The sequence below is a fragment of the Mesorhizobium sp. CA12 genome, from assembly GCF_020165255.1.
In the GTDB taxonomy this organism is placed as follows: Bacteria; Pseudomonadota; Alphaproteobacteria; order Rhizobiales; family Rhizobiaceae; genus Mesorhizobium.
Map to the genome: position 1 here is coordinate 115732 of NZ_JAIUHT010000011.1, position 25854 is coordinate 141585.

28 protein-coding genes are annotated in these 25854 nt (G+C 63.8%); 21 read left to right on the forward strand and 7 right to left on the reverse strand.

Annotation, left to right across the window (positions count from 1 at the left end):
• Positions 1–3 precede the first annotated feature (3 nt).
• Positions 4–1467, reverse strand: coding sequence for an NAD-dependent succinate-semialdehyde dehydrogenase (locus LB520_RS19185; protein ID WP_411969906.1), 1464 nt, complete (start codon positions 1465–1467; stop codon positions 4–6).
• 36 nt (positions 1468–1503) lie between these two features.
• Positions 1504–2730 carry an iron-containing alcohol dehydrogenase gene (locus tag LB520_RS19190; protein WP_224638495.1) on the reverse strand — a complete coding sequence of 409 codons (1227 nt, stop codon included), beginning with the start codon at positions 2728–2730 and terminating at the stop codon, positions 1504–1506.
• 134 nt (positions 2731–2864) lie between these two features.
• Here LB520_RS19190 and LB520_RS19195 point away from each other — a divergent pair, with 134 nt between their 5' ends.
• Both LB520_RS19195 and LB520_RS19200 read left to right on the forward strand, forming a co-directional pair.
• Positions 2865–3563 carry a GntR family transcriptional regulator gene (locus LB520_RS19195; RefSeq protein ID WP_224638496.1) on the forward strand — a complete coding sequence of 233 codons (699 nt, stop codon included), beginning with the start codon at positions 2865–2867 and terminating at the stop codon, positions 3561–3563.
• Between the two features lie 108 nt (positions 3564–3671).
• Entirely contained in the window at positions 3672–4265 is a 594-nt protein-coding gene (locus tag LB520_RS19200; RefSeq protein ID WP_224632572.1) for a DJ-1/PfpI family protein, read from the forward strand.
• A gap of 154 nt (positions 4266–4419) precedes the next feature.
• On the opposite strand, the gene LB520_RS19205 is transcribed toward LB520_RS19200, so the two are convergent.
• A complete protein-coding gene (locus tag LB520_RS19205) occupies positions 4420–5184 on the reverse strand; it encodes an SDR family oxidoreductase (RefSeq protein WP_095768829.1) in 765 nt (254 codons plus the stop codon).
• Between the two features lie 388 nt (positions 5185–5572).
• Here LB520_RS19205 and LB520_RS19210 point away from each other — a divergent pair, with 388 nt between their 5' ends.
• From LB520_RS19210 to LB520_RS19245, 8 genes are all read left to right on the forward strand, one after another.
• A complete protein-coding gene (locus LB520_RS19210; protein ID WP_095768828.1) occupies positions 5573–5845 on the forward strand; it encodes a hypothetical protein in 273 nt (90 codons plus the stop codon).
• A gap of 293 nt (positions 5846–6138) precedes the next feature.
• Positions 6139–7341, forward strand: coding sequence for an ABC transporter substrate-binding protein (locus LB520_RS19215; RefSeq protein ID WP_095768827.1), 1203 nt, complete (start codon positions 6139–6141; stop codon positions 7339–7341).
• Positions 7342–7418: 77 nt separating this feature from the next.
• Positions 7419–8285 (forward strand): branched-chain amino acid ABC transporter permease, encoded by an 867-nt coding sequence (locus tag LB520_RS19220; protein ID WP_095768826.1) that lies wholly within the window; start codon positions 7419–7421, stop codon positions 8283–8285.
• Between the two features lie 25 nt (positions 8286–8310).
• Positions 8311–9273 carry a branched-chain amino acid ABC transporter permease gene (locus tag LB520_RS19225; RefSeq protein ID WP_224638497.1) on the forward strand — a complete coding sequence of 321 codons (963 nt, stop codon included), beginning with the start codon at positions 8311–8313 and terminating at the stop codon, positions 9271–9273.
• 3 nt (positions 9274–9276) lie between these two features.
• On the forward strand, positions 9277–10056 hold the full coding sequence (locus LB520_RS19230; RefSeq protein WP_095768824.1) for an ABC transporter ATP-binding protein: 780 nt from the start codon (positions 9277–9279) through the stop codon (positions 10054–10056).
• Positions 10053–10775: an ABC transporter ATP-binding protein gene (locus tag LB520_RS19235; protein ID WP_224638498.1), complete on the forward strand. Its 723-nt coding sequence runs from the start codon at positions 10053–10055 to the stop codon at positions 10773–10775. Before LB520_RS19230 ends, LB520_RS19235 begins: the two co-directional genes overlap by 4 nt.
• An 11-nt stretch (positions 10776–10786) precedes the next feature.
• Complete coding sequence (locus tag LB520_RS19240) at positions 10787–11524, forward strand: aspartate/glutamate racemase family protein (RefSeq protein ID WP_224638499.1); 738 nt, start codon at positions 10787–10789, stop codon at positions 11522–11524.
• 136 nt (positions 11525–11660) lie between these two features.
• Positions 11661–12368, forward strand: a complete 708-nt coding sequence (locus tag LB520_RS19245) for a GntR family transcriptional regulator (protein WP_224629425.1) — start codon at positions 11661–11663, stop codon at positions 12366–12368.
• Positions 12369–12414: 46 nt separating this feature from the next.
• Here LB520_RS19245 and LB520_RS19250 read toward each other — a convergent pair whose 3' ends face one another.
• Complete coding sequence (locus tag LB520_RS19250) at positions 12415–13317, reverse strand: SDR family oxidoreductase (protein ID WP_224638500.1); 903 nt, start codon at positions 13315–13317, stop codon at positions 12415–12417.
• 99 nt (positions 13318–13416) lie between these two features.
• Here LB520_RS19250 and LB520_RS19255 point away from each other — a divergent pair, with 99 nt between their 5' ends.
• Together LB520_RS19255 and LB520_RS19260 are read left to right on the forward strand one after the other, a co-directional pair.
• Positions 13417–14253: a helix-turn-helix transcriptional regulator gene (locus LB520_RS19255; RefSeq protein ID WP_140844325.1), complete on the forward strand. Its 837-nt coding sequence runs from the start codon at positions 13417–13419 to the stop codon at positions 14251–14253.
• A 205-nt stretch (positions 14254–14458) separates the two neighbouring features.
• Positions 14459–14701: a hypothetical protein gene (locus LB520_RS19260; RefSeq protein WP_263483771.1), complete on the forward strand. Its 243-nt coding sequence runs from the start codon at positions 14459–14461 to the stop codon at positions 14699–14701.
• Positions 14702–14867: 166 nt separating this feature from the next.
• Here LB520_RS19260 and LB520_RS19270 read toward each other — a convergent pair whose 3' ends face one another.
• Positions 14868–15821, reverse strand: a complete 954-nt coding sequence (locus LB520_RS19270; RefSeq protein WP_224638502.1) for a LysR family transcriptional regulator — start codon at positions 15819–15821, stop codon at positions 14868–14870.
• Positions 15822–15906: 85 nt separating this feature from the next.
• Between LB520_RS19270 and LB520_RS19275 the strand changes: the two genes are divergently transcribed.
• Both LB520_RS19275 and LB520_RS19280 read left to right on the forward strand, forming a co-directional pair.
• Positions 15907–16737 (forward strand): class I SAM-dependent methyltransferase, encoded by an 831-nt coding sequence (locus tag LB520_RS19275; protein WP_224638503.1) that lies wholly within the window; start codon positions 15907–15909, stop codon positions 16735–16737.
• Between the two features lie 11 nt (positions 16738–16748).
• A complete protein-coding gene (locus LB520_RS19280) occupies positions 16749–17252 on the forward strand; it encodes a hypothetical protein (RefSeq protein WP_224629408.1) in 504 nt (167 codons plus the stop codon).
• Here LB520_RS19280 and LB520_RS19285 read toward each other — a convergent pair.
• On the reverse strand, positions 17249–17788 hold the full coding sequence (locus LB520_RS19285) for an Lrp/AsnC family transcriptional regulator (protein ID WP_224638504.1): 540 nt from the start codon (positions 17786–17788) through the stop codon (positions 17249–17251). The two genes, LB520_RS19280 and LB520_RS19285, sit on opposite strands and share 4 nt — an antisense overlap.
• A 48-nt stretch (positions 17789–17836) precedes the next feature.
• Here LB520_RS19285 and LB520_RS19290 point away from each other — a divergent pair, with 48 nt between their 5' ends.
• The gene (locus tag LB520_RS19290; RefSeq protein WP_224638505.1) at positions 17837–19021 is read left to right on the forward strand and encodes an MFS transporter; all 1185 of its coding nucleotides are present in this window, start codon (positions 17837–17839) and stop codon (positions 19019–19021) included.
• A 91-nt stretch (positions 19022–19112) separates the two neighbouring features.
• A complete protein-coding gene (locus LB520_RS19295; RefSeq protein WP_224638506.1) occupies positions 19113–19538 on the forward strand; it encodes a GNAT family N-acetyltransferase in 426 nt (141 codons plus the stop codon).
• Here LB520_RS19295 and LB520_RS19300 read toward each other — a convergent pair whose 3' ends face one another.
• A complete protein-coding gene (locus LB520_RS19300) occupies positions 19539–20654 on the reverse strand; it encodes an anhydro-N-acetylmuramic acid kinase (RefSeq protein ID WP_224638507.1) in 1116 nt (371 codons plus the stop codon). It lies immediately after the preceding gene.
• Positions 20655–20879: 225 nt separating this feature from the next.
• Here LB520_RS19300 and LB520_RS19305 point away from each other — a divergent pair, with 225 nt between their 5' ends.
• The 5 genes from LB520_RS19305 to LB520_RS19325 all read left to right on the forward strand — a co-directional run bounded on the left by LB520_RS19305 (position 20880) and on the right by LB520_RS19325 (position 25809).
• On the forward strand, positions 20880–21569 hold the full coding sequence (locus LB520_RS19305) for an SDR family NAD(P)-dependent oxidoreductase (RefSeq protein ID WP_224638508.1): 690 nt from the start codon (positions 20880–20882) through the stop codon (positions 21567–21569).
• Between the two features lie 203 nt (positions 21570–21772).
• Positions 21773–22609, forward strand: coding sequence for a substrate-binding periplasmic protein (locus LB520_RS19310; protein ID WP_224638509.1), 837 nt, complete (start codon positions 21773–21775; stop codon positions 22607–22609).
• Positions 22610–22611: 2 nt separating this feature from the next.
• Complete coding sequence (locus LB520_RS19315; RefSeq protein ID WP_224638510.1) at positions 22612–23976, forward strand: dicarboxylate/amino acid:cation symporter; 1365 nt, start codon at positions 22612–22614, stop codon at positions 23974–23976.
• Complete coding sequence (locus tag LB520_RS19320) at positions 23973–24770, forward strand: aspartate/glutamate racemase family protein (RefSeq protein ID WP_224638511.1); 798 nt, start codon at positions 23973–23975, stop codon at positions 24768–24770. The genes LB520_RS19315 and LB520_RS19320 overlap by 4 nt, the downstream gene beginning before the upstream one ends.
• 196 nt (positions 24771–24966) lie before the next feature.
• Positions 24967–25809, forward strand: a complete 843-nt coding sequence (locus tag LB520_RS19325) for a MetQ/NlpA family ABC transporter substrate-binding protein (RefSeq protein ID WP_224638512.1) — start codon at positions 24967–24969, stop codon at positions 25807–25809.
• Positions 25810–25854 lie beyond the last annotated feature (45 nt).

A 25854-nucleotide genomic window follows, 5' to 3' on the forward strand; every position in this document is an offset into this window, starting at 1 on the left:
CCCTCACATCGTCACGGCGATATATTTGGCTTCCAGGAACTCGCTGATGCCGTGCTTTTGCCCGCCTTCGCGTCCCAGGCCGCTCTGCTTGACGCCGCCGAAGGGAGCCGCAGGGTCGGACATCAGGCCCCGATTCAGCGCTATCATACCCGACTCGATCCTTGATGCCACGCGCATGCCCTTGGCCAGATCGCGCGTATAGATATAGGCCGCTAACCCGTATTCGGTGTCGTTGGCGCGTGCGATGACTTCGGCCTCATCGTCGAAGCGCATGATTGGAGCGACGGGACCGAATATTTCCTCGTGCGCCATCTCCGCATCCAGGGCAACGTCGCAAAGAACCGTCGGCGGGTAGAAATAGCCCTTGTCATCCGAGGCTGCGCCTCCGCACAGCACCTTTGCACCGCGACGGACCGCGTCTTTGACGAGCCGGTCGATTTTCTCGATGGCTTTGCGAGTGATCATCGGGCCGCATTCGGTCTCGACGTCCGTGCCGGAGCCTACCTTGAGGGCGGACATGCGCTTGCGCAGTCCCTCCGCGAACGCATCATGTATACCCGCCTGGACATAAAGCCGGTTGGCGGCGGTGCATGCTTCGCCGGCGTTGCGCATCTTGGCAATCATCGCTCCGTCGAGCGCTGCCTCCAGGTCGGCGTCGTCGAACACGACAAAGGGAGCGTTGCCGCCAAGCTCCATCGAACAGGAGATGACGTGCCTGGCGGCTTCGGCCAGAAGAACGCGCCCAACGCCGGTGGAGCCGGTGAACGAGAGTTTGCGCACTCGCGGGTCGGCCAGCATGGCAGCGGTCAGCGGTCCCGGATTGGACGTGGTGAGAACGTTCACGACACCGGGCGGGACGCCGGCGTCCTCATACAGCGCGGCAAGCGCATAGGCAGTCAGTGGCGTTTCGCTGGCGGGCTTCAGGATCACGGTACAACCGGCCGCGAGCGCCGGCGCGATCTTGCGAGTGGCCATGGCAGCTGGAAAATTCCATGGCGTGATCAGCACACATATGCCTATCGGCTGGTAGTCGACGACGATACGGTTTGCGCCGGAAGGCGCAAGGCCGAACTCGCCGCTGATGCGAACCGCTTCCTCGGCGTTCCACCGAAAGAACTCGGCCGCATAGGCGACTTCGCCGCGTGCATCGCGCAGCGCCTTGCCGTTCTCCAGCGAAATCAGCACGGCCAACGTCTCCGCCCGCTCGGTCATCAGTTCGAAGCAACGTCTCAGGATCTCCGACCGTTTGCGTGGGGCGGTTTCGCGCCAAGCAGCCGCCGCCTTGGCCGCGGCGTCGACGGCGGCGGCGGCGTCAGCCAGCGTAGCATCGGGAACAGCCGCGATGACGGATTCCGTCGATGGATCGACCACCTCGATAACGCGCCCGTCCGACGAGGGCCGCCATTGCCCGCCAATATAGAGCCCGTGTGAGAACGTGGCATATTCGGAGACGTCCTCCTCATCCAAAAGCCCTGGAGAAGCGTTCATCAGGTGTCTCCTGTTTCACATCAGACTGGCCGGCATATCGCCGTCATAGGCCGCTTGCACCAGCCGTCGCATCGCGGCGGCGTCGAAAGGGCGGGGGTTGTTCTTGATCAGGCGGTCGATGCCAAGCGCCTGCTCGGCGGTCCACTCGATCTTGCCGGCAGGCAAACCCAGTTCGGCCAGCGTCCGTGTGATGCCGATCGCGCCGAAAAGCCGTGAGACCTCTGCGATGGTCGCGGAAGCCCTGTCCTTGAGTTCAATGTCGGCATGGGGAAGACCGAGCGCGGCACCAACCTCGGCAAACTCGCCGGCGGCGGCGGGCAGGTTGTAGTTCATCACGTAGGGAAGCATGGTCGCCACCCCCAACCCATGCGGCGTGTGGGTAAGCGCGCCAACCGGATATTGCACGGCATGGGCGGCGGCCGTCCCGGCCGTGCCGAAGGCGCAGCCGGCCGCCAAGGCGCCCATCATCACATCGGCGCGCGCATCCTCGTCCGCACCGTCCCGGTAGGCCCTTTCCAGGCTGCGGCCAAGAAGCTTGACGGCCAATAGCGCGAAATGGTCGGTGAGAGCGCTCTTGCCCACAAAGACGTGCTGCTGCGGCAGTGTCGGATCGGTTCCGCGTCTCGCCGCCGTAAAGGCTTCGATGGCGTGCGTCAGGGCATCGGCGCCTGCAATTGCCGTGAGCGCGGGCGGGCAAGTCGCGGTCAGCTCCGGGTCGCATAGCGCGACGGCGGCGATGAGGTGAGGACTTGAAATGCCGACCTTCAGCAGGCGCTCCGGATCGGAAATGACGGCTACGGGCGTCACCTCCGAGCCGGTGCCGGCGGTGGTCGGCACGGCAATCAGCGGCAGCGTTGGGCCCGGGACCTTGAACTCGCCATAGTAGTCCTGAAGCCTGCCGCCATGACTGATCAGCAGCGCCGCGCATTTGGCCATGTCGAGGCAGCTTCCGCCACCGATCCCAACGACCATGTCGGGTTTGAAATCCTTCGCCTCGGCAACACAGACCGCGACGCTGTCCCGAGGCACGTCCGGCAGAGTGCGGTCATGGACAAGGATTTCAACCGAGGTATTCCTCAGCGCGGTCATTATCTCGTCGAATATGGCCGTTGCCGCGAAGCGCTCGTCCGTGCAGACGAGCGCGCGCTTGCCATGCCTGGATGCGACCTGCGGCAGCACCTGGCGCTGGCCTTTGCCGAACAAGATCTCACGCGGTAATCGCGCTGCGGCGAACAAGGTCATCGAGTGAGCCCTTCCAGTATGGATCGGCGATCCATCGCTTCATTTAGGCGTATCCGCTATAAAATCGTATAGGATATAGGATTGAATTGGCCGGAGCATCGTGTTAGTGGTCCTTCCTGTCAAGAGGCAAAAAGATGCAGAACCCCGATGTGAAGCTTGATGAGGACGCGCGGCCGACAGGCAGAATTCAGCGCGCAAACAGCCTCGCGGGAGACGTCTACGAGGCGATCTTCCAGCAACTCATGTCGCTCAAGATCGCGCCGGGGTCGCGCATAACCGTGGACAATCTCGTCCGGGAACTGGATGTCTCCCATACGCCGATCCGCGAGGCTCTCGGGCGTCTGGAAGGCGAAGGCCTGGTGATCAAGACCCATCTGATCGGCTATCGCGCCGCACCGCAGATCACACGCCGGCGTTTTGACGAGCTTTACGAATTGCGCCTTTTGCTTGAGCCTGCCGCCGCGGCCAAGGCAGCGGCCGGCCTGGACGCTGCCCGGCTGGCGGCCCTGCAAGAGGCGGCGGGGGTCATGACCCGCCGCGAGGGCAGGGACGAGCGCCTTCGCTATTCCAACTTCGCCCGCCAGGATGCGATCTTCCATGACAAGATCATGGAGTTCGCGCAGAACGAGATCATCCGCGAGACGCTGAACCACCAGCACACGCATTTTCACATTTTCCGGCTCATGTACCACTCGCGCGTAACCGAGGAGGCGCTCGACGAGCACGAAGCCATTCTCTCGGCTTTCGCAGCCGGCGATGCGAACGCGGCGCGAAGGGCGATGCGGGTGCACATCGAGAACTCGCGCGACAGGCTCCTGCCTGCGTTCGAATAGGCGGCCGGACGTTCCAAGCGGGTGAAACATGCCCTTTGCTGACATCCACAATCCGATGCCCAAAACCCAAGGCGCGCCTTGCACTGCCACGCAACCGAGAGGAAGACCATGCCAGCCAAAAAGATACTGATGCTGACCGGAGAGTTCACCGAGGAATACGAAATCTTCGTCTATCAGCAGGCCATGGAAGCCGTAGGCCACACCATCCATGTCGTGTGCCCCGACAAGAACGCCGGAGACCGGATCAAGACCTCGCTGCACGATTTTGAGGGCGACCAGACCTATACCGAGAAGCCCGGACACTACGCGCTGATCAACAAGACGTTTTCGGAGGCGGAAAGGCAGATCGACCAGTATGATGCGGTCTACTGCGCCGGCGGCCGCGGGCCGGAATACATCCGCACCGACAAGCGCGTTCAGGCCATGGTCCGCCACTTCCACGAGACCGGGAAGCCGATCTTCACGATCTGTCATGGCGTGCAGATTCTGATAGCGGTGGACGGTGTCGTGCGCGGCAAGAAGGTCGGTGCGCTGGCGGCCTGCGAGCCGGAGGTCACCCTTGCGGGCGGCACCTATGTCGACCTCTCGCCCACCGACGCCTATGTAGACGGCACGATGGTTTCGGCCAAAGGATGGACTGCACTTGCCGCCTTCATTCGTGAGTGTCTGAAGGTGCTGGGCACGGAAATCCACCATAACTAGCCACTGCCGGCCGCTGCGCTTGAGAAGGCGGGCGACCTGGCACAAATGCAGCGGCGGTCCCGGTTCGTGTCGGACCGCCGCGAGTTTCCCGCGGCCTTGCCAAGGCCGCGACGTCCTTCGATTTAAGTGCGAAGCGCGCCGTGCATCGCTTCTGCTACCAGCACACGAAGCCGCCATCCACGATAAGATCGATGCCGGTAACGAAAGACGCGGCTCGACTGGCCAGAAACACCGCCGGGCCTATCATCTCCTCGGGTGCCGCGAGGCGACCCATGGGCGTATCGCGCTCGAAGTTCTTCACTTGCTCGGCCACTTCCGGCCTCCGGTTCATCGGGGTCAGCGTGTATCCGGGGCTGAGCACGTTGAGCCGCAGTCCGCGGTCCGACCACTCCATCGCCAGGCTCTTGGTCATGTGAATGACCGCTGCCTTCGACGAGTTGTAGTGCGTCTGGAGGAGACCACGGTTGACGATCGAGCCGGATATGGAGGCCACGTTGATGATCGATCCCTTGCGGCGCGGCAGCATCACGCGAGCCTCGGCCTGGCAGGATAAGAACACACCGCCAACATTGATGCCGTAAAGTTCTTCCCACGTGGCCAGCGGCAAGGTCTCGGCCGCGTGTGCGCCGCCTATACCTGCATTGTTGACGGCAACCGTAAGCGCGCCGAGCTCCCTTTCGATACGCTCGACGGCAGCGGCAAGATCGGTTTCCGACGTCACCGAGCCGGTTATCGCAAGCGCCTTGCGGCCGAGCGCGGTGATCCTCTGCGCCGTCGCCTCGAGCCCTCCTTTCGAGGCGTGACCGAAGCACGCGACGTCGGCACCGGCCTCCGCAAGGCCGACCGCTATCGCCTGACCGATGCCGCTGCCGGCGCCGGTGACCAGCGCGACGTCGCCGTCCAGTTTGAACAAGTCCATTGGGTAGTTCCTTCCTAATTCCTTGATCGCAATCGGGCGAACATACAGGAGTCTTGGTCTCGGCTGCGGTTTTTGTCGCAGCCCATCCTTGCTGGTCGCTCAAATGCTCCTGCTGAACGTGGCGGCGATCGATCGACACCTCGAGCGCGAACTCTGAAGTCACGGAATGGACCCTCGGGTCTGCGCGCGTCGCTTCGCTCCTTGCTCTGCCCGTGGATGACGATGGCGATGCGCATTTCGGCCAATCTCCAACGCATGCCAACCGCCAACGCAAACACACAAATTTCTGTGTCGAGGAACTCACCGACCGCAAGCGGGAAACGGGAACTTTTGTTCCGCTGGCGATTTTGGCTATGCTGCAGATCCGAATTGCCGGAAGGTCGCTGCCATGACGAAATATTTTGCAATCGCCGCGCTCGTGCTTGCCGCAGCAGCCATGATGGCGGGCCCGGCCGCCGCTGGCGAACAGCATCGCTACCGCGTCGTCAAACAGGAGCGTTATGTTCCAGCCAGCGACGACATCATCGAGACGCTGTTCGGCGGTCCGCGCTATTACGATCAGCAGATGACCACCACGGCGGCGGGCGCCTGCGCGTATCACCGCGTCGGACCGGACGCGAATGCGGTGAACTACATCAACGATAACTATTGCGGGAAGTAGGATTCCCTGGGGCGGCGTTCCTCGGAGCGTTTTCGACAAGCCTCGACCCTCTTTGCGTTATGGTCTCTGCGAACTTATCGGAGTTCGCCGGGGTGGCTGTGGTTGGCCGGACGTGGCCTCTTTTGAATACCGATCCTCTCGCGGGTCTGCGGGTCATCGCACACAGTCGACCCAGACATTGTATACAATAATGAAGAAAGATGTTGACAATCGACCTCGGCCGGTTTCCCTTACGCTATACGCGCAGCCTATGAGCAAAACACAAAGCGCGATAACCAAGGGGAACTGAAACTATGATCAACCGTCGCTCGACTCTGAAATCAATGGCGCTCGGCGCCGTCTCGACCCTGGCGCTTGCCGCTCTCGGCATTTCGTCCGCGCAGGCTGAAAACAAGGAACTGAAGATCGGCTTCGTCGGCGTTACCAGCGGCCCCGCTGCCGCCTGGGGCACGTCGAACGTGCGCTCGATGCAGACCCGCGCCGCCTGGATCAACGAGACAGGTGGCGTCAAGATCGGCAACGACACCTACAAGATCAATATCGTGACCTTCGACGACCAGAAGGATCCCAAGCGCGCCATCGCCGGCATGGAGAAAATGGCGCAGGAAGGCATCCACTATGTCGTCGGGCCGAATGTCGATGACGGCGCCGCCGCGGTGCGCCCCGTCGCCGAGGCCAACGGCATCATTTATTTTCCCTACGCTTTCCCCAAGGCGCTCTACCAGAAGCCGGCCTCCAATGCGGTGCTCGGGATGATCGCCAACTATCAGTCAGGCCCTGCGATCTACAAATATCTCAAGGAAAACAAAGGCGTGAAGAAGATCGCCTTTGTCGCGGCCAATGAATCCGACCCGCTCAGCCAGCGCGACAGCGGCGTCGAGGCGGCGAAGGCACTTGGACTGGAAGTCGTCGCCCAGAACGACACCTACCAGAATGACACCCGCGACTTCACGCCAGTGCTGACGCCGATCGTCGCCTTGAAGCCCGACCTGCTCGTCCTGTCCGGCGTGGCCCCGGCCAACGCGCCGCTGCTCATCCGCGCCGCCCGCGAGCTCGGCTATGAAGGCCTGATCTCGACGGAAACCGCGCAGGACGCCAAGGTCCTGGAAGAGGGCGCCGGCGAATACGCCAACGGCTTCATCTCCGTCGGCGGCGCCTCCACGCCGGAGATCGCCTCGGACGCGATGAAGGAATTCGTCGCCCGCTACACCAAGATGTTCGGCGAATACAACGACGAGTCAAACACCAAGGTCTATGCGCTCGAATACATCATCGAGACCTTGAAGGCCAATCCGGCGGCCATCAACAACGTCGAGGAATTCAAGAAGACCATGGACACTTTCTCGGCGCCCAATCCCTTCCTGAAGGGCGACGCGAAGCTCAGCTATGTCGGCATGACCTCCTTCGGCCAGAAGCGCCAGCTTTCGGTGCCGATGGTGGTCAACGAATATAAGGACGGCGCTTTCCAGACCTTGTTCGTCGGTTCCGTCGACTAGCGCCACCTTCGAGCGTCATTCCTCCAGCTTGCCGCGGGGTCCGATAGGCCGGACCCCGCGGAAGATCGAAGGTATTCATGGAACAGGTCATCGCCAACGGATTGTATCTCGGTGCCCAATACGCGCTGATCGCGCTGGGCCTAACCCTGATCTTCGCCCTGATGAACGTGCTCAATTTCGCCCACGGGCAGATGTATGTGCTGGGCGGGTTCATCACCTACACCGTCTACGGTCAGCTCGGCCTGCCTTTCGTGGTCGCGCTGCTCGCCTCTGGCGTCACGCTCGCCATCATCGGCGCGCTGATGGAGAAATTCCTCTTCCGCACCGTCATCAGGCGCAGCCATCGCGAGGAGAGCACCATGCTGCTCGCTGCCGCGACGGCCTTTTTCTTCGACGCCGTCATCCTGCTTCTGTTCGGCGAAAAGCAGCGCGGCGTTCCCAAGATAGTCAAGGGCGTCTTCAACGATGCCGGCATCATCATGCCTTACGATCGTATGGTCGTCGGCGTGCTGGCGATCGTCTTCATCGCCGCCTTCGTGCTCTATATGCAGTACAGCCGGGTTGGGCGGGCCATGCGCGCGCTTGCCCAGGATCGCGTCGCGGCCCAGCTGATGGGCGTCCGCGTCGATCGCTATTCGATGATCGGCTTTGCCATGGGCGCAATGCTCGCGGGCGTCGTCGGCGGGCTGCTGGTCACCATCACCGGCGTCAATTCGGGCATTGGCGGGCCGATCTCGATCAAGGCCTTCCTGATGGTGATGATCGGCGGCGCCGGCGTCGTCGGCGGCGCGATCGCTGGCGGCTTCATTCTCGGCATGATGGAGTCGGTCGGCCTCACCGTGCTGCGCGAATATGGCGACATCACCTATCTCGTCATCTTCGCCGCCCTGATGGTGTTCCTGTCGATCCGTCCCAACGGGCTGATGGGCAAGCCGTGGGGTTGATGGCGCCATGACCCGCAACCGCAATATGAAAATCGCATCTGTCGCGGCCTTCCTCGCGATCGTCTTCATCGCCGTGCCGGCCGCGATCTCGGCAAGCGGCCGCTTTGACCTCTATTACACGCTGACCTCGGTGGCGCTGCTCAGCATCGCCAGCGCCGGCGTGTGGCTCACCTTCTACATCGGCCGCATCAACATCGGCCAGGGCGCCTACGCGCTGATGGGCGGCTATGTCTCGGCCATACTGGTGATGAACTATGGCTGGTCGTTCTGGTTGACCTTGCCGGTGGCCGGACTTTTTTGCGCCGCTGCGAGCGTGCTGATCGGCCTGCCGATCCTGCGGCTGCGTGGCGTCTATTTCGCCATGGTCACGCTGGTGCTGACCGAGGTGGCGCGGCTGCTCGCGCTGGCGCTGCCGATCACCAACGGCGCCAAGGGCATCGTCAGCATCCCGCTGCCCGGCGCGCTGTCGGTCTTCGGCCTGACCATCATTCCGGATTTCGCCACGCTGCAGAATTCGCGGCTTGCCTTCTATCTTCTGGCGGTCACGCTGATGGTGATCTGCTTCGGGGTGATGTACCGGCTGGTCAATTCGCGCATCGGCAAACTTTGCCAGTCGCTGCAGCAGAATGAGGAACTGGCCTCCTCGATCGGCGTCAACATCGCTTATCTGCGCATCATCGCCTACGCCGTGTCGTCCTTCTTCGGCGGCGTGGCCGGCGCCATCTTCGCCGCCATCTCGCAATCGATCTATCCGTCGAGCTTCACGGTCACCGATTCCGTCAACTTCATGCTGAACTGTTTCCTCGGCGGCCTCGGCTATGTGTTCGGGCCGATGCTTGGCACGCTGGTGCTCTATTTCGGCTGGGACCTTTTGTTCCAGACGGGCCAATTCCAACTGCTCATCTATTCCGGCCTGATGATCGTCCTGATGCTGGTGCTGCCCAACGGCCTGCTCAGCCTCGCGGCTTCGATCCGGAAGAAGGCTTGAGCCATGGCCGAAATGCTCGAAGTCTCTGGCATCACCAAGCGCTTCGGCGGTCTGGTCGCTGTCAACAACATTTCCTTCTCGGTGCGCGAGAAGGAAATCCTGTCGGTGATCGGCCCGAACGGCGCCGGCAAGTCGACTTTGTTCAAGCTGATCTCGTCCTTCCTCAAGCCCACGACGGGCGAGGTGCGCCTGAAGGGCGAACGCATCTCAGGCATGGCGCCGCATATCGCCGCCCGCAAGGGCGTCGTGCGCACCTTTCAGGAGACCACCATCTTCAAGAACATGAGCGTGCGCGACAACGTCGTCATCGCGCATCACCTGCGCTCGAAGGCAAGCCTTCTCGGCTTTTTCCTCGGCACCGGCGTGGCGAAGGCCGACGAGGTGGCCTTCGGCGCCTCCGCCGACGAAATCCTGGCGCTGCTCGGCCTCTCCTCGCTTGCCAATGAGACCGCCCGCAACCTGCCGCACGGCCATTTACGGGCGCTGGGCATCGCCATCGGCCTTGCCACCGATCCTTCGATCCTGCTGCTCGACGAGCCCTTCGCCGGCATGAACCACGACGAAACGATGCGCATGGTGGCGATGGTGCGGCGCCTGCGCGATCTCGGCCTCACCATCCTGCTTGTCGAGCACGATATGCCGGCCGTGATGAAAATCTCGGACCGCATCGTGGTCCTCAATTTCGGGCAGAAGATCGCCGAAGGAACGCCGTCGGAAATCCAGGCCAACGAGAAGGTGATCGAAGCCTATCTGGGCAGCGAAGACGAGGCGATCGGCCTATGAACCAGATCCTGAACTTCGCCAATGTCGAGCTTTATTACGATCACGTGTATGCGCTGAAAGGCGTCTCGCTCGAGGTCAACGAGGGCGAGACCGTCGCGCTGATCGGCGCCAACGGCGCCGGCAAGTCGTCGATCCTTCGCGCCATCACCGGCTTGCGCAAGATCAGGTCCGGCGAGATCCATTACGGCGGCAAGCGCATCGACGGCGCCGCCCCCGACGAGATCGTCAAGATGGGCATTGCCATGGTGCCGGAAGGGCGCCGCGTCTTCCCCTTCATGTCGGTCAGGGACAACCTCCTGATGGGCGCCTTCACCCGCACCAGCAAATCCGAGATCGCCGCGTCGATGGAGATGGTGTTGGGGCGCTTTCCGCGGCTGAAGGAGCGCTTCTCGCAGGCCGCCGGCACGATGAGCGGCGGCGAACAGCAGATGCTGGTCATCGGTCGTGCGCTGATGGCGAAGCCGAAGCTCCTCCTGCTTGACGAGCCGTCGCTCGGCGTCGCGCCAAAACTCGTCCAGGACATCGCCCGCTCGATCGTCGCCATCAACCACGATGAGAAGGTCAGCGTTCTGCTGGTCGAGCAGAATTCGCGCATGGCGCTGCGTATCTCGCAACGCGCTTATGCGCTGACCACCGGCAGTGTCGCGCTGAGCGGCAACTCCGCCGAATTGCTGACCGACGACCGGGTCAAGCGTCTTTATCTCGGCGGTGAGATCTGAGGCTGATTTCAATGCGCATACTCGTCATCAATCCCAACACGACCGCCTCGATGACCGCCAAGATCGGCGAGGCGGCGCAAAGCGTCGCCTCCGCGGGAACCGAAATCATGGCGGTCAATCCGGCCGACGGTCCGCCAAGCATCGAGGGCTACTTCGACGAGGTCTTCGCCGTGCCGGGCATCATTGCCGAGATGGGCAAGGCGCCGGCGGCCGATGCTTATGTGATTGCCTGTTTCGACGACACCGGGCTCGACGCAGCGCGCTGTGCCAGCGGAGCCCCCGTTATCGGCATCGGCGAGGCGGCGTTCCATATGGCGAGCCTGATCGCAGGCAAGTTCAGCGTCGTCACCACGCTTGCCCGCTCGGTGCCGGCGATCGAGCACAATCTGGCGAAATACGGTCTCGCCTCGCGCTGCGCCAAGGTGCGCTCGTCGGAGGTCGCCGTGCTTGAGCTCGAACGTCCGGGCTCGAATGCAAGGCACAAGATATCGCAGGAGATCGCCCGCGCTATAGGCGAGGATCGCGCCGAAGCCATCGTGCTTGGCTGCGCCGGCATGGCCGACCTTGCCAACAGCCTGTCGGAGGAACATGGGGTCCCCGTGCTCGATGGCGTCGTCTGCGCCGTCACGCTGGCCGAGAGCCTGTGCAAGGTGGGATTGAGGACATCGAAGATCGGCGGCTATGCCGCGCCGCGCGGCAAGCGGTTCGCCGGCATGTTCGCACCGCTGTCGCCCACGGAGGTTGTCTAGGCGGCTTCATGCTGCCGGACGACCCGCCGGCGCCCGGGCAGGTGGGATTGACCGCCGCGCGAGCGGTACTAGATTGGACGGGCTGCCGGCGATTTGGGGGGCAGATCGGGCCATTTCGGGCCTGCGCATTGAAAGCATGTTGACGGTACTCAAGGAAGAAGATCGAGACGACAAGCCGGCTGCGCGCTGGTCGCCGATCTATTATGGGCTGAGGGACGCCATCGTCAGCCATCGTCTCGCGCCGGGTACCAAATTGCCGGAAGACGAGTTGGCCTCGATCTATTCGGTGAGCCGCACGGTGGTCCGGTCCGCGCTGCAGGCCCTTGCCCATGACCGGCTGGCACGGCTGGAGCCAAATCGCGGCGCCTTCGTCGCGCAGCCATCGAAGATCGAGGCGCGGGAAGTGTTCGAGGCGAGGGCGCTGATCGAACCCAAGGTTGCCGCGCTCGCCGCCAGGACGGCGGTGCCGTCCGATATCGTGCAGTTGCGGTCACACCTGGAGAAGGAGCACGACGCGCTGCATGCCGGCCGCGACAGCGACGCCATCATGCTGTCGGCACGGTTTCATGTCGGCATCGCCGAGATCGCCGCGCATTCGGTGTTCACCAATTTCGTGCGCGACCTCGTCTCGCACTCCTCGCTGATCATCGCGCTCTATTGGAAGCGCCGCGACGCTACCTGCGAGAAGCACGCCCATCACGCGCTGGTCGACGCGATCGAGGCCGGCGACAGTGCCGACGCCGCGGCCTTGATGAACAGCCATCTGGTCGACCTGCTGTCCGGACTCGACCTTACCGACAAGGTGGAGAAGTCCGACAGCCTGGCGGATCTGCTTCGAGCTTAGAGCGAACGGCGGTTCAGCCGGGTCGCTGACCCGCCGGAGGACCAGTCTAGGCTGCGGCCGCCTGCGTGTAATCCATTCGCTCGAGATCGGCGATGAGGCCGGGTCCGGTCGGCTGCCAGCCGAGATGCGCGCGTGTCCATTCGCTGGACGCCGGCATGTCGAGGCCGGCGAACATGGCAAGCCATCCGAAATGGTCAGCAGCCTCTTCCTGCGACAGCGAGACCACCGGCACGTTGAGACCGGCGCCGATCACTTCCGCGATCTCGCGCACCGGAATGCCTTCCTCCGCGACGGCGTTGTAGCGCACGCCGGCTTCCTGCTTGTCCAGCGCCAGACGGTAGAGCTTCGCGACATCCAGCACATGCGCCGCCGACCACCGGTTGCGGCCTTCGCCAAGATAGGCGGACACGCCCTTGGCGCGCGTCTGCGCGATCAGCGGTGTGATCAGGCCCTGCTTCACCGTGTCATGCACCTGCGGCAACCGCACCACCGACACCTTGACGCCCTTCTCGGCCATCGCCGCGCCGGTGAGCTCCGACAGGATACGCGGATTGGGATGGTCGGTGTTGAACACGTCTTCTCTCGCCGGCTGTCCGTGCTCGGTGGAACCCATGCCCACACCGGACGTGATGATCAGCAACCGGTCCGAGCCGGCGAGCGCGCCGCCCAGCGCTTCGATGGCGCGCTTGTCCTTCTCGCAATTGGCCACGAAATTCGAGAAATTGTGGTCGAAGGCGGTGTGGATCACCGCATCCGATTTCGCCGAGCCGTCGCGCAGGCTGTCGAGGTCTTCGAGGTCGCCGCGATGCGGCTCGGCGCCCGCGGCGACAAGCGACCGCGCGCCTGCATCGGAGCGGGTCAGGCCAAGCACCTTATGGCCGGCGGCAAGAAGTTCGGGCACGATTCTGGAACCGATGAAGCCGGTCGCGCCGGTAAGGAATACACGCATGGAAAGGTCTCCTGTGGTTGTTCGGAGGCCTTATTTGCGCTATAACTCATTCTGTTAAAGTAGTGACTTTATCATGGTATAACAGCCAACAGGATCGCAATGCCCGTCGAGACGACCAACAGGCTTGGCACCTTTCTTCGCGATCGCCGCATGCGGCTCGATCCCGCCGCCTTCGGTTTCGCCACGGGGCGCCGGCGCACACAAGGTTTGCGCCGCGAGGAGGTGGCGCAGCGCGCCAATATCAGCCCGACCTGGTATACCTGGCTGGAGCAGGGGCGGGGCGGCGCGCCGTCCGCCGACGTGCTCAACCGCATCGCGACCGGGCTGATGCTGACTGAGCCCGAACGCGAGCATTTGTTCATGCTTGGTCTCGGGCGGCCTCCGGAAGTTCGCTACAAAAGCGTGGACAGCGTGACGCCGCGACTCCAGCGTGTCCTCGACGCTTTGGACCCGAGCCCGGCGATCATCAAGACCGCGACCTGGGACGTGGTTGCCTGGAACCGTGCGGCGGCCGCGATGCTGACGGACTATTCCAAGCTGCCGCGCGAGCAGCGCAACATCCTGCGCCTGATGTTCGGCAATTCGCGCGTGCGTGACGCGCAGGACGACTGGCAGAGCGTCGCGCGTTTCGTGGTCGGATCCTTCAGAGCCGACGCCGTCCGCGCCGGCGCCGGCGCGGAGGTCACGGAACTGGTCGAGGAGCTTTCCAGGATCAGCCCCGAGTTCGCGGCACTGTGGCGCGACAATGACGTCGTTGCGGCGCATGGCGAGGGCGTGAAGCGTCTGCGGCATCCCGAGATCGGACTGATCGAGCTGGAGTTCTCGGTCTTCGCGGTCGACGGCCGCCCGGAACTCGGCATGATCGTCTACAATCCCGTCACGCAGTCGGATGCGGAACGTATTCGATCACTGATCGCATCTCGCGCCGCAGAATGATGGCCGCCATGCGCGGTGTTCCGCCAAGGTGCGGCGGCGAAGCGGAAAACAGGTCACAAAGGCGACTCGGTTAGGATAATATCCACCGCCCGATTCCTTCGTGGAAGATGTCTATGACCTTGAATGAGCTTAGTTGGTCGCCCCCCGAAAAAAAGTTGCCCGCGCCGCATATGACAAGGCTCTTGAGAGGGCACTGGCCAGCATCATGGCCGAATTCAAAAGACGGGCGAACGCCGCGACCACACCCTCCGAGATGTGGGAGATCGAGGACTATCTGAAGGAGCAACGTCGCGATTTGGATCGGACGTTCGACTATCGCTATTCGCAACTGACCGTCGTTTTCGCAACTCTCATCCGGCAAGGATATCTGGACGAGGACTTACTATCGGGTCTGTCGCAAGAAAAACGCGAGGAGATCCGCAGAATGCTTGCGTGGCACAAGGGATAAGGGTTTAGAAGCGTTACCTTCGCGCCCCCGCACGCCGGATCGCTTGCGGTGGTTGGCCGAAGCTCCTCATGAAGGCGCGGCGCATGCGGCCGGCATCGCCGAAGCCGCTCTGTTCGGTCGAGCGGATTATTGCCTGGCTCAGCTGTCTTCACGGGCCTTCGAAGCGTCAGCTTTGCCGCCGCCTGCCTGATCGCTTCGGGGCGGCGTCAGCGCCGCCTGGCTGCCTGATGTGGTCGATGAAAGCGCGCAGCTTGGGCAACACCTGGTGCCTTTCCGGATAATAGAGAAAAACGCCCGGCGTGGTTACCGCGAAGCGGCCGAGCAGCGCCTGCAGTCGCCCGTCGGCGATCGGCGCTTCGGCGATCGGGCCCGGCACCTGCGCCAGCCCGACACCCTGGATCGCCGCGCCGAGCAGCGACGGATAGTCGTGCGCGATGAGCGGTCCCGACACGATTGCCTCGACGGACTTGTTGCCGTCGACAAAAGACCAGGGCGCGACCGAACCATTCGAGCGGCGCAGGCGCAGGCAGGCGTGGTCGCGCAGGTCCTCGATGCGCTCGGGCGCCGCGCGCTGGCGCAAGTAGTCCGGACTGCCGACGACCGCCATCGGAAAGGAGGGCGTCAGACGGACCGCGACCATGTCGGGCGCGATCAAGTCGCCCATCCGGATGCCGGCGTCGAATCCCTCGGCGGCGAGATCGGCGAGCTCGCCGCTGGCGACGATCTCCAGCTCAATCTCGGGATAGGTCTGGCAGAAGGAGGCGACCATCGGCTCCAGCAGCATCGGCACCACGGCCGGCGGTACCGAGAGGCGCAAGAGCCCCGCCGGCCGCTGGCCTATCCCGCGCGCGATCTCGCTCGCCGCGATCAGCTCCTCGAAGGCGGGCCGTGCGCGGGCGAAGAAGCGCTCGCCGGCTTCGGTAAGGCCGACGCTGCGAGTCGTGCGGATGAACAGCGCGGTGCCGATGCGCGCCTCGAGCGTTCGTATCGCCTGGCTGATCGCTGACGGCGTGACGGCGAGCTCGGCGGCCGCCTTGCGGAAATTGCGATGCCTTGCGACGCTCAGGAATGCTTCGACGCCGTCGAGCGCGCCGTGCCTGACTGTGAAGTTCTGCTTCATGACCCATCGACATTATCGTGGATAGTGGTTCGCGGAAAGCGGCCGTATTTCTTGCATGACTTTGGAAGCCTGAAGGGAAGCGGCAATGACCGATGAACTCGATCGCGTGCGCGATCACTATCGCGCGACCGGCTTGACCGGTCGATTGAAGAACGCACTAGCGGTATTTGGGCCTGAGCAACAGCGGCTGAAGCCCGAACAGCTGGCGACCCTCGACCAGTTCCATACCCGCGGGCTGGCCGCGACGGCGGAGCTCGCCGATCTTGCCGCCATCAAGGCCGATATCTCCGTGCTCGACGTCGGATCGGGCGTCGGCGGGCCGGCGCGGTTTCTTGCCGAGACCTATGGCTGCGCGGTGACCGGCGTCGATCTCAGCGAACCCTTCGTCGAAGCCGCGCGCTATCTGACCACGCGCACCGGCCAAGACGACAAAGTGTCGTTCGAAGCCGGCAGCGCGCTGGCGCTGCCTTTCGAAAACAGCCGTTTCGATGCCGCGCTCTTGCAGCATGTGGCGATGAACATCGCCGACCGGCCGCTGCTCTACCGTGAGATCAGGCGCGTTTTGAAGCCGGGCGGAAAATTCGCGACCTTCGACGTCGTGCTCAATGGCCGCGATCCGCTCTATCCGGTGCCCTGGGCGAAGACGCCGGGCGAAAGCTTCCTGCTGACGGCCGAGGCGACCTGCGAGGCGATCGAAGCCGCCGGCTTCGGCACGCTCGTCCGCCGTGACGACACGGCTGCCGCCAAGGCCTGGTTCGCCGAACTCCGTGCCTCCGGCCCGCCGCCGTCGCTCAATCTCGGCGTCGTCATGGGCCAGGGTTTCGCCGACTTCGCCGCCAATCTCGGGCGCAATCTCATGGAGGGACGGCTGGGCATTCTGACGGCAGTGTTCGAGGCCGTTCCGGCCAAGGCTTGATCGGGGCGAAGATGTCACCTGCGATGATCTTCAACATCCATCTCGTGCTCGGCTACGTGCCGTGGCTGCTTTGCTTCGCCGCCTATATCTGGCCAAGGCTGAGGTCGATGGAGCCGATAGAGGCGCAGCGCGCCATCGCAACGCTGCACAGCTTCCGCTTCTTCGGGCTCGTATTCCTCATCCCGGGCGTGGTCGGCCCCGACCTTGCACCTGCCTTCGCAAGCTTCGCCGCCTATGGCGACTTCGCCACCGGCTTGCTCGCCATGCTGGCGCTAATCACCGTGGCGAGGCCTGTGATCTTCTGGCCGCTGGTCGTCGCCTTTAACCTCGTAGGCGTGGTGGACATTGTCGGCGACTACTATCACGGCGTCGCGCTCGACCTTCCGGGCCATGCCGGACAGTTGGGCACGACCTATGCGATCCCGATCCTCTACGTGCCGCTTTTGATGGTCACGCATGTCGCGGCTTTCTATCTGCTGGCGCGTTCCAGGCGCCATCAGCTCACGGCGACTTAATAAACCGGTGTCGCCATATGCTTGGGCGCCGGCCATTCGTTCGTGATCTCGGGCTGCACCGGCCGCTCGAGATAGGTCGACAGCACCACATAGCTGCGCGTCGAGGTCACGCCGGGCGTGTCGTAGAGACGGGCCAGCAGGCCCTCCAGCGCGCGCGTGTCCTCGGTGCGCACCTTGAGCAGCATGCAGGTGTCGCCGGCGACCGTGTGGATCTCCTCGACCTCCGGATATTTGGAGACCGCCATCAGCTCCGGCGTCTTGCCCCAGCCCCTGGTGTCGATATGCACGAAGGCAAGCAGCGGCTTCTTCACCGCCCTCGGATCGATGATCGCCGATGTGGCGCGGATAGCGCCGCTGCGCTTCAGCCGCTTGACCCGCTCATGCGCCGCCGGCGCCGACAGGCCGACGCGCTCACCGAGCTCGGCATAGCTGATGGTCGCGTCCTCGACGAGGACGCCTAATATCTTTCGGTCGATCGGGTCGACCTCGCGGGCCGGATGCTTGTTCCGCTGAATGTCATCTGTTTCTGCGTCCATATGGAAATTCTCCATTGATGCGGAATTTAATTCGGCCATTATGATGATATGTCGAACAGCAATCAATCAGCAATCATAACCGAGGCGCCGCGCGCGTCGATCCCGGCCGCGGCCTATCTGCTGACCGGCTGCATCGCCGTCATCGGCTCCAATTCGCTTGTTCTCGGACCGATCGCGCCGGCCGTCGCGGCATCGTTCGGCGCCAGCGTGCCGGGGGTGATGACGGCTGCCGCCGCCTTCGGCCTCGGCACGTCGGCCAGCGCGCTCTTCCTTGCCCGCTACATCGACCGGATCGGCGCGCGCCGCATGCTGCAGGGCGCATTGCTGCTGCTGGCAATCGCGCTGGTCGCCAGCGCCCTGGCGCCGACGGTGACGATGCTGGTGGCCGCCCAGCTGGTTGCCGGCATTGCCGCCGGCATCGCCATGCCGGCGATCTATGCCAGCTCGGCCGTGATCGCGCCGCCCGGCCGCGAAAGCGGCACCATCGGGGTCGTGCTGACCGGCTGGACGCTTTCCATGGTCGCTGGCGTCTCGCTGTCGGCCGTGATTGCCGATCTTATCCACTGGCGCGCCGTCTTCGCCGCCGTTGCGCTGCTCGCTGGAGCGGCCGTTGCCGGTCTGGCGATGAGCTCGCTGCACGACACCGGGAAAAGCGGCCCTGCGCCGTCGCCGCTCGGCGCGCTCGCCGTTCCCGGCATCCTGCCGCTGCTCATTGCCTGCGGCGCCTTCATGACCGCCTTCTACGGCGTCTACGGCTATCTCGGCGATCATCTCCACCAAGCCCTCGGCGAGCCGGTCAGCGCCAATGGCCTGGCGGCGGTCGCCTACGGTCTCGGCTTCGGCGCGGCCGCCTTGCTCGACGGCGTTATCGATCGCCTCGGCGCCCGTCGCGTCATGCCCTTTGCCTATCTGCTGGTCGCCGCCGTCTATGTCGCGATTGCCCTGGCAAGCGGCGGCTTCGGTCTGCTGATCGCGACGATCGCCGTATGGGGCCTCGCCAACCATTTCGGGCTGAACGTGCTGGTCATGCGCCTCACCGCGCTCGACCCGTCGCGGCGCGGCACCATCATGGGCTTGAACAGCGCGGTCACCTATCTCGCCGTCACCGTCGGCACGGCAGGCTTCGGCCCGCTCTACACGAGCCTCGGCTTCGCCAATTGCGCGCTGATCGCGGCGGCACTGATGCTGGTGGCGGCGGGCGCAGCGGCGTGGCGGTCAGTCGATCCTCGGTAACAGGCCTCAGTCTTCGCTTGCGGCCGGAATACTGTTTCGCACTTTTCCTGGAATTGCTCTAAGGCTGGCTTGCGAACCGGAGTCGCAGCCGATGAAGACGAGTCTCGAGATCACCGCCGAGCCCTCGCCGCAGGACCTCGCTTTCCTGGGCGGAAGCCTTACCGCTTTCAACGATGCCGATGTCGGAGCGTCAGGCCGAAAGTCGCTCGCGGTTTTCGTGCGCGGGGAAACCGGCGCCCTCGTTGCCGGTATTTCCGGCTACACCGCCTGGGGCTGGCTCTACGTGCAGTGGCTGTGGGTCGACGAAAAGCTGCGCGGCCGCCGCATGGCCGCCGGCATGCTCGACGCGGCCGAGCAGGAGGCTGCCGCGCGCGGCTGCCACGGCGCCTGGATCGACACTTTCAATCCGACCGCCGAGAAGGTTTACCGGCGCCAGGGCTACCAACCGTTCGGATCGCTACCTGACTTCCCCATCGGCCGCAGCCGTGTCTTCCTGCAGAAGAAGCTGTCGGCCTGATCAGCCCGCCAGTTTTCCGCCGCGCATCGGCTTTGGCGCGCCGGTGGTGCTCGGAAAGCTGATCGGCAGGCCGCGCAGCACGCGCACGGCGAGGAAAGCAAAACACTCTGCTTCGACCGCGTCGCCCTTCCATCCGAGCGTCTCGGCCTGCACCACTTCGACGCCGGCGCGGCTCTCGAGCATTGCCATCATCGTTGGGTTGTGACGACCGCCGCCGCTGACCGCGAGCCGCTTCGGTCGACGCGGCAACAGGTCGAGCGCCTTGCCGACGGCCGAGACGGTGAAGGCGGTCAGCAATGCTGCGCCATCCTCGGCGTTCAGCCCTTCGGCCATCGCCGCGGCGAAGTCGAAGCGGTCGAGCGATTTCGGATAGGGCTTCGTCAGGTACGGATGCTGCAAGAGCCTGGCGAGCCGTTCCTCGTCGACCTTGCCTGCGGCGGCCAGCCTGCCGTCGCGGTCCATCTCGCCGAGGCCTTTCGACTTGATGAAATCGTTGACCGGCGCATTGGCCGGACCGGTGTCGAAGGCGACGATTGCGTCTTTGCCGTCCCACCATGTGATGTTGCCGACACCGCCGAGATTGAGCACCGCGGTGTCGCCGCTGTCGTCCGCCTCTTTAAGCAACGCGGCATGATAGGCGGCGGCCAAAGGCGCGCCTTGCCCGCCGGCCGCGACATCGGCCGAGCGGAAATCATAGGCGACCTTGGTGCCGAGCAGCGAGGCCATCAGCTCGCCATCGCCGAGCTGGCGGGTGCGGCCGATGCGCCCCGGCTGCGGGGCGCGATGCAGCACGGTCTGGCCGTGGAAGCCGACGACGCCGATATCGGCCATGCTCATCCCCTGGCTCTCGACCAGATCCCTGACCGCCGCCGATTGCGCGCGCGTCAGCGCCTCCTCGGCTTCGCGAAAAATCGCCGGCTCCGGCCCTTCGAAATTCCAGGCGCGCGCCTGGCGCAGCGTTTCTTCCAGCAGGGCGCGGATCGATTGCGGATAGGGGGCCAGCGTGTAGGTGCCGGTGTCGGCGATGCGCTCGCCGTCCGTCTTGATCAGCGCCACGTCGATATTGCCATCGAGTACCGTGCCGGTCATCAGGCCGACAGCCCAGATTGGTTCCATGGTCGTTCCTCGAATCGCCCTTCATTCACGTGTCGGACGGATCGGCCCGGCAGGCAAGTGTCTCGCTACACCCGAGCAGGCGGCGCATAGACCGACGGCTTTTTGCATCGAATGGTGAAAACGGAGCAACGCCGTTCTTGCCTCTCGGCGAAGAAGGCGCGAGGCTGCGAACAAGACCATCGGCCGGGCGACTGCCCGAATGGACTATCGCAAGGAGAAAATGCCATGGCAGCCAACGTCGCAGTGATCGCGGGCGCCGGTTCCGGGTTAAGCGCCTCGCTGGCGCGGCTTCTCGCCAAGCAGGGTTTCCGTGTCGTCCTTGCCGCCCGCAACGTCGACAAACTGGCCGCGCTGGTCAAGGAAACCGGCGCGCAGGCCCTCGAAACAGACGTATCGGACGCAGCCTCCGTGGAGCGCCTCTTCGAGACGGCCGACAAGGCAGGTCCCCTCGAAATTGCCGTCTTCAACGCCAGCGGCCGCACGCGCGGCCCAATCGCCGAACTCGACGCGCAAGCGGTCAAGCAAGCCCTGCTCGTCGGCGCCTATGGCGGCTTTCTTGTCGGCCAGCAGGCGGCGCGCCGGCTTCTTGCACGTGGTTCCGGCTCGATCCTGTTCACCGGCGCCAGCGCAAGCCTGAAAGGGTTCTCCGGCTCCGCCGGTTTCGCCATGCCGAAATTCGGCCTGCGCGGGCTGGCGCAATCGATGGCACGCGAGCTTTCCCCGAAGAACATCCACGTCGCGCATTTCATCATCGACGGCCAGATCGAGCCGGCCGGACAGGTGCCCGAGTCCGACCGGCCGGATCGTCGCCTCTCGCCCGATGCGATCGCCGAGACCTATCTCGCCGTCCATCGCCAGCATCGCAGCGCGTGGAGCTTCGAGGTCGAGCTGAGGCCCTGGGTCGAGACGTTCTGACGATCCCTCGCACGAACCGGGCAACAACACGCCCCGCCGCGGACTCGTTTATTTTAGAAAGTCTGCATGTATCCCGAGACCATTTCGGCCGTCTGCAATGTAAAAAAGCGCAAAACAAAAGATACCTTTACTTAACTTCGGCGTGCATACTGCGCATCGGTCAGAATTGTTGTCCGGCTCTCCTGCACGATAGAGAAATGCGCATGCCGCTCACACGTCGCACGCTGTTTGCAGCCGGAGGCGGAGGGCTGCTGCTCGCGCAGGCGCAGGCGCTGGCCACGCCGGCCCAGGCGCAAGACGCTCCCAAACCCATCGTCAGCGACAACAAGCTACGCATCGCCATGCCGGCTTTCGCTTCCGATCCCTTCTTCCCGGCCGACGGCTCTGGGGAGAGCGGCATCGATATGGACCTGGCGCGTGGCATAGCCGCGGAACTCGGCGTCGAACCGGTGTTCGACCGATCAGCCGGGACCTTCGACGCCATGGTGCAGCAGCTGACGTCCGGCCAGGCGGACCTGGCGATCGGCAAGCTGAGCCGCACCCTGCGGCGCGGCCGCTCGATCCTCTATTCGCGGCCTTACGCCATGCTGCACCAGGGGCTGCTGGCGAACCGCGTCAACCTGGCCCGCATCACGCAAGGCAAGCCGCCTGAGCAGATCATCCGCGACTTCTCCGGCGACCTCGGCGTGATCGAAGGCTCGTCCTTCGCCACCTACGCGGCCGCCACGTTTCCGCACGCCACGATCCAGCGCTTCGCCGGCTGGAACACGGTCATCGATGCGATCCGCAACGGCACGATCGACCTCGCCTATCGTGACGATTTCGAGATCAAGAAGCTGATGGTCGACGATCCGTCGATGACGGTGATCGCGCGCTCGATCACGCTGACCGACAAGGTCGACACGATCGCCGTCGGCATCAGTCCGGACAACCCGCATCTTGCGGCCTTCGTCGATCTCTATCTCGATCTCGCGCGAGGCCAGCAGGTCCTCAACACCGACGAGATCATCGCGCGTTATCGCCAGGGGAGCAAAGCCTGACAATGGCCGTCTCGGATGTAGCCGCAGCCATGCCTTTCGATTGGCGCTTGGCGGCAAAGCGCATCCTGCGCTCGCCGGCGACGACGATCATCATGATCCTGGCCGGGATCCTGTGCGGCCTCTATTACCCGGCCTTCGCCCATGCGATCAGCCCTGTCGCGCAGGTCTACCTGAATTTCCTCAAGATGGTCGTCCTGCCTTATCTGGTCTCGTCGGTGATCTTCTCCATCACCGCCATGGTCCAGGACCCGAAATCGGTCCGCTATCTCGGCAAGGTCGGCATAGCGGTACTGGTCGTGTCGTTCCTCGCCGTGCTGGTCAGCGGCACATATTCGCTGATCCTCAAGCCCGGCCAGATCGAGAACCCGCAGTCGCGCATCGAGCTCGGCGAGTTCATCAATTCGCAAGGCAGCGTCTCCACCGATCTCGCATTCCCCTTCCAGCCGCCGCCGTCGACCGGGGATCCGAACAGCGGACATTCGATCTTCCTGGATCTGGTGCCGAACAACGTTTTCAACGCGCTGGCCTCGGGCCAGACCATCCAGGTCCTGTTGTTCTGCCTGCTTTTCGGGCTTGCAATGGGCAAGATTCCCCAGCCCTCGTCGCTCAGCCTCTCACAGGCGCTCAACGCGGTGTACAAGGCCTGCACCGTGCTGACCAACTGGTTCGTCTGGGGATTGCCCTTCGCGACCTTCATCCTGATCGCCGACCAGACCGCGTCGACCGGCATCAAGCCGCTGATGCTGATGGGCGGCTACCTGCTGGTGATGGGCCTTTCCTGCGTGACATTCCTCGCCGGCGCGTTTGCCGTCATCGCCATACGCTCGCGACGAAGCTACTGGGCCACGATCAAGACCCTTCAGCCGCTTCTGATGGTGGCCATCACAACGCGCTCCACGGTCGCCTCGCTGCCCTGGGTCATCAACCTTTTGACAGAGCGCCTGAGGTTCAATCTGGTGGTCGTCGAGCTGCTCGTGCCCCTGCAGGCGGCGCTGCTGCGGACCGGCCCGGCGCTGGTCTACACCTCGGGCGTCCTGTTCATCGCCCAGCTCTACGGCCATCCGCTGGCGATACCGGACCTCTTGCTTATCGGCGTCGTCTCCGCGCTTCTGGCACTGACCACAGGCGGCATGGGCAGCCTGCTCATCCTGTCGCAGATGTCCATTGTCTGTGGCTATCTGAAGCTTCCCTTCGAGGCGGCGTTCGTCCTGTTCGTCGCGGTGGACGCGGCCGTGGACACGCTGATGACGCTGTCCAGCGTCTCCACCGTGGCCGCAAGCACGGCAATGATCGCGCCCAGCCATCGGGAAGCGGCGCAGGCCGCTGAAACAGTCGCACAAGAGCTCGAAGCCGAGCCCGCCCGATGATCGACGACGGCATCCGTCCGCAACTCGGCATCATCGGCGGTCTCGGGCCGCTCGCATCGGCCGACTTCTACTTCAAGCTGACCCGGATGACCGAGGCGCTGCGCGACAACGAGCATGTGCCTTCCGTCATCCTCAGCGTGCCGCAACTGCCTGACAGGACCGAAGCGATCCTGGCTGGCCATGATGGCCCTCTGGCGCCGCTGCAAGCTGCGGTCTCGACGCTCAACGCGCTCGGCGTTTCCTGTATCGCCATGCCCTGCAACACCGCCCACCATTGGTACGAAAAGCTGGCGGCGAACTCGCGCGCCGAGATCATCCACATCGGCGACGCGGTGGTGGCGGAGATCCGCCGGAGCTTGGACCGGGGCAGGGTTGCGAATCTCGCAACCCGGGGCACGCTTGCCTCCGGCTTTTATCAGGACAGGATTTCGCCGGCGGGGTTCGAGGTCTGCGTTCCGGCAGACGCGGAATTCCAGGAACGCGTCGACAGCGCGATCAATCTCGTAAAGGCGGGCTCGATCGCGCAAGCCGCGGCCGAGACTGAGCGCGCGCTCGATCTCGCGCAAATGGCCGGCGCCGATGCGGCACTTCTCGGCTGCACCGAACTGTCCGTGGTGGCCGCCAGCCTCAACGATCCGGCCGGACTATTGGTCATCGACAGCAATGCGGCCCTGGCGCGGGCCTGCCTGACCCGATTGGGCTTTGCCACGCAGGAGGCGCGCGGCTTGCCGACCGTCTCGTTGCTGCTGGGGGGCGACCAATTGCCCTTGCGTCTTGCCCGGCGCGCTTCATAGGCGCTGCCCGCCTTAGCCATATCGAACATCCGCTCCGGGCGTGCTCCAAGTCATCAAATCTTTGAGAGAATATTTCCCGCACTCCGCTTCAGAGGAAATGCGCTTCTTTGCCCGATGAGGCAGCATTGATGATCCTGAGAACAAGGCTTCGCATTCCGCCGGGCCGAACTGATTTCAGGATTGCAAGGAACGCATCATGCCCGACGCTTCAAATTCTCTCGTTACGTCAGTCACCAGGCGCGCCGGACTTGGCGTGCTTCTCGCTACGACATTGGCCGTCATCGGCCTTGGTGCGTCGTCGACATCTTTCGCCGAGGACAACAAGTCGATCAAGGTCGGGATCATCAGCGGCGAGGATGAGGATGTCTGGCGCGTCGTCACGGCCGAGGCGGCCAAGAAAGGGCTGACGATCGAGACCGTCGTTTTCAACGACTACACCCAGCCCAACGAGGCGCTGGAGCGCGGCGAGATCGACGCCAACGCTTTCCAGCACAAGCCCTATCTCGACAACCAGATCAAGACGCAAGGCTACCACATCGTGCCGGTCGGCTATACCGGCGTCTGGCCGATCGGGCTTTATTCGAAGAAGCATGCCAAGGTCGCCGACCTGCCGGAAGGCGCGGTGATCGGCCTGCCGAACGACCCGTCCAACGAAGGGCGCGCACTGCATGTCCTGGAGCATGAAGGCCTGATCAAGCTCAAGGACGGCACGGGCATCCTGGCGACGACCGCTGACATTGCCGACAACCCGAAGAAGCTCGAGATCAAGGAACTCGACGCCGGCATCGTCGGCCGCTCGGTGGACGATCTCGACGCCGCCGTCGTCAACACCGACTGGGCGCTGAAGAGCGGCCTCGGCCCGGAAAACCGCATCGCGCAGGAACCGGTGGCAGACAATCCCTATCGCAACTTCATCGCTGTCAAGGCGGGCAACGAGAACGAGCCATGGGTGAAGACGCTGGTCGCTTCCTACCAGAACGAAACGGTGAAGGCCGAGTTCGACAAGGTCTACAAGGGCACCGGGATCAGCGCCTATTGATCGGCGCCTGGCTGGCAGAAATAGGCGGCCCGCTGCTGAGCGGGC